General features: G+C 51.0%; 3 protein-coding genes. 1 reads left to right on the top strand and 2 read right to left on the bottom strand.

Going from position 1 to position 3,308, the window contains the following annotated elements:
- Positions 1-156: 156 nt before the first annotated feature.
- Positions 157-1,656, top strand: coding sequence for a ferredoxin (locus tag C4B57_11920; GenBank protein PXF50599.1), 1,500 nt, complete (start codon positions 157-159; stop codon positions 1,654-1,656).
- Between the two features lie 799 nt (positions 1,657-2,455).
- Here C4B57_11920 and C4B57_11915 read toward each other — a convergent pair.
- A complete protein-coding gene (locus C4B57_11915) occupies positions 2,456-2,758 on the bottom strand; it encodes a hypothetical protein (GenBank protein PXF50598.1) in 303 nt (100 codons plus the stop codon).
- Positions 2,737-3,216 carry a hypothetical protein gene (locus tag C4B57_11910; GenBank protein ID PXF50597.1) on the bottom strand — a complete coding sequence of 160 codons (480 nt, stop codon included), beginning with the start codon at positions 3,214-3,216 and terminating at the stop codon, positions 2,737-2,739. The genes C4B57_11915 and C4B57_11910 overlap by 22 nt, the downstream gene beginning before the upstream one ends.
- Positions 3,217-3,308 lie beyond the last annotated feature (92 nt).

Below are 3,308 nucleotides of genomic sequence, written 5' to 3'. Positions count from 1 at the left end.
GTGGAATAAGGCTCTTATGACAATGAATCTCAATAATCAGCATTTCCAGAAAGTCCAGAGGGGCATAAGGCCAAAATTTGGCCGAATCGAAATCTTCGGCTGATATGATTTACGGGACACGCTCTTGAGCTCCCCCGGCCCTCTCCGGCATACAGCATTGCAGACGCCGGTCGCCTTATCAAGGGCCTTGCCGATCAATACGACGAGAATGGCATGGTTGTGGAACTGCAAGTACTGCGCAAGCTCAGAAGGATACTCAGAGAGGATGACTTTCGTGTCACAGTGACCCTGTCGCGTCCAGTGAGGAGACATCACAGGACACGCGTGATCAACATCCAGGCCGGCAATTGGACACACAGGAATTTCGGATTGGCCGTGGACATAGGCACTACAACCGTATATGGCCAGCTCCTGGACCTGAATACCGGCCAGGTGCTTGCCGAGGCCGGAGATTACAACGCCCAGATGAGCTACGGAGAGGACGTCATATCCCGTATCATTCACGCCGAGAGGGCGGGCGGGCTCGAGTTGATGCAGTCCCTGGCCGTCTCCACCATTAACGGGATAATAGAAAAGCTCCTGGATTCGTGCAAGGTAAGCCGTGACGAGATAAGTTCGATCACGCTTGCAGGCAACACCACCATGACGCACCTGTTCCTCGGATTAGAGCCCCATAATATCAGGCGTTCACCTTACGTCCCTGTCAGCACCTTTTTCCCTCCTATCCGGGCCAGGGATGACCTGGGATTGGATTTGGGACGCCATGCGGTGGCCCTGGTCTTTCCGGCCATTTCCAGCTATGTGGGCGGGGACATCGTGGCAGGGATTATGGGCTCGGGCATGTACCGGACGGACGCCCAGACCCTGTTCATCGATGTCGGCACAAACGCCGAAATCGTAATCGGAAACAGGGAATGGCTGGCCTGCGCTGCCTGCTCGGCCGGGCCTGCCTTCGAGGGCGGAGGAATCACTCACGGCATGCGTGCCTCTGCCGGCGCAATAGAGGACTTCTCCATAAACCCCCGGACCTTTGAGCCCATGAACATTACCATCGGCAACAAGCCCCCCGGGGGCATCTGCGGATTGGGCCTGCTGATCATTGTGGCCACGTTATTTGAGCATGGTGTCATCGATCCGAGAGGCAAGTTCAACCGGGATCTCAGGACACCCAGGATCAGGCAGGGGAAAAGCGGCTATGAATACGTCCTTGCATGGAAGGACGAGATCCGCGGGGAATCGGATATCGTCATTAACGAAGCGGACATTGACAACTTTATTCGTGCCAAGGCGGCGATCTATGCCGGGATCATGACCTTGTTGGGCAATGTGGGGCTGGAGGTCACGGACCTGGAACAGGTAATCCTGGCCGGGGCCTTTGGCAGCTATATCGACCTGGACTGCGCAATGACCGTTGGCCTTCTGCCGGACGTGGCCCCGGAAAAGGTGAAGTATGTGGGCAATGGGTCCCTGATGGGGGCCAGGATGAGCGGATTGAGCAACCACATCCGGAAGGACGTGGTGGATGTGGTCCACAGGATGACCAGCTTTGAACTCTCCGAGGTGGATTCCTTCAAAGACCATTATGTGGCCTCCCTGTTTCTTCCCCATACGGATATCTCGTTGTTTCCAAGTGTGAAAAAACGGAATATTCCTTAGAAATGCGTTACTTAAGGAAGCGTAAATATTCGGTGAGCCCGTGGTCCACTGGTAACCGGTCACAGGGTGCTTCTTCTTCCAACATGCTCCCGCCCCTTGTTTTCTTAAGGCCTTTGCAGCATGGGACCCTCCCCGTTCTCCTCCGCTTCGCTCCGGAGCCGGGGTTTCCCATGCAGCGAAGGCCAAGAAAACTACAGGGCTGACGCAAATCGTTTCCAGAAGAAGCGCCCTGTGATCAGTTTAAGTCCACTGCACAAACCGTTCACGGGCAGGGAATATTTCTTTGAACAGTTTAACGGAAAGCTCCCGTAGTTTTCTTGGCTTTTGCTATGGGGGAAACCGCATCGCCGTAAGCGCAGCGTAAGGCGAATGCGGAGGGGGCAAGACTCCCCCATGTCAAAAGCCTTAGAAAACAAGGGGCTGAAGTGTTAAGTGAAAAGAAATATCCCCTGCCAGTGAACGGTTGCCGTCCGCCCCCTTGCCGCAGAAGCGGTTTGCCTTTTTTCGGGGTTTTGGGTAGCGGGCCGGATTGCACTGCCTCTCCGGTCTGCGATGAGTGAGCTTTGAAACCCGGAAAAAGGTAACCGCTTCAAGGCAGGATATAACCCCGAATTATGCAGCAGCCAAGTTTGCCAAAGATGCGAGCCGGTGGAATGCACCTTTTGGGTGAACATTCCAAACTGGACAATACACCATAACTTACTGATTTTTCTATTTGTTCCTTATTGTTCGGTGTTTGAAGTGCATAATTTGGGTTAAAGCTAAATCGTCTTTGGATGTGCGGGAACAGTAATGGAAGTCAGAATAATTTTTCCAGAGGACTGATGACTTTACCTTCTAAACTTCTTAAAACATGCAGGTATATCATTGTGGTCTTAACATCTTTGTGCCCCAGGAGTTCCTGAACCGTCCGGATATCATAGCCATCCTGGAGAAGATGTGTGGCAAAGCTGTGTCTGAGTGTATGGATGGTGGCTTTTTTTGGAATACCTGATTTTTTTAATGCCTTACCCATGGCCTTCTGCAATGCGCGCGAAGTTATATGGTGCCTCCTTATAATCTTTGCCCGTTGGTCAAGGCTTAAATTTTTTGATGGAAACACATACTGCCATGCCCACTCTTTTGAAGCATTTGGGAATTTTTTTTTGCCAGTGCGCTCGGCATGTAAACCGAACCGCTTCCTGCCCTTAAATCTGTTTCGTGAACTCTTTTCACTTTTTCAAGATGGCTTTTCAGTTCCGGATAAAGCATTTCCGGCAAAGGTATCACTCTGTCCTTATTCCCCTTGCCAAAACGAACGGTCAAAGACCGGTTTTCAAAGTCGATATCCTTTACACGAAGCCTGATGCATTCGGTTATACGAAGTCCGCATGCGTAAATCAGCTTTGCATGGAGGAGATATCCTTCAGGGAAATGCCTGAAAAGTTTCTTTATCTCTTTTCTGCTGAAAACAACGGGGATCCTATCACTTTTTTTCGCCCTTACAACATTATCACCGACGTCAAATTCCTTTTCAAGCACATTTCGGATTAAACCACTACCTGCTGAAAGCAGGTAGATTTCTTATACGACTGAAAGTCTAACATGGTTCAATCTTTAGTCATTAGCAATAGTGAAGGCCTCTTTAGGGCTCGCCTTTTCTTGGCTTGCAA

The sequence above is a fragment of the Deltaproteobacteria bacterium genome, assembly GCA_003194485.1.
Classification (GTDB): domain Bacteria; phylum Desulfobacterota; class Dissulfuribacteria; order Dissulfuribacterales; family UBA3076; genus UBA3076.
Note: the sequence above shows the minus strand (reverse complement) of the source record. Positions and strands in the feature narration are given on the sequence as shown.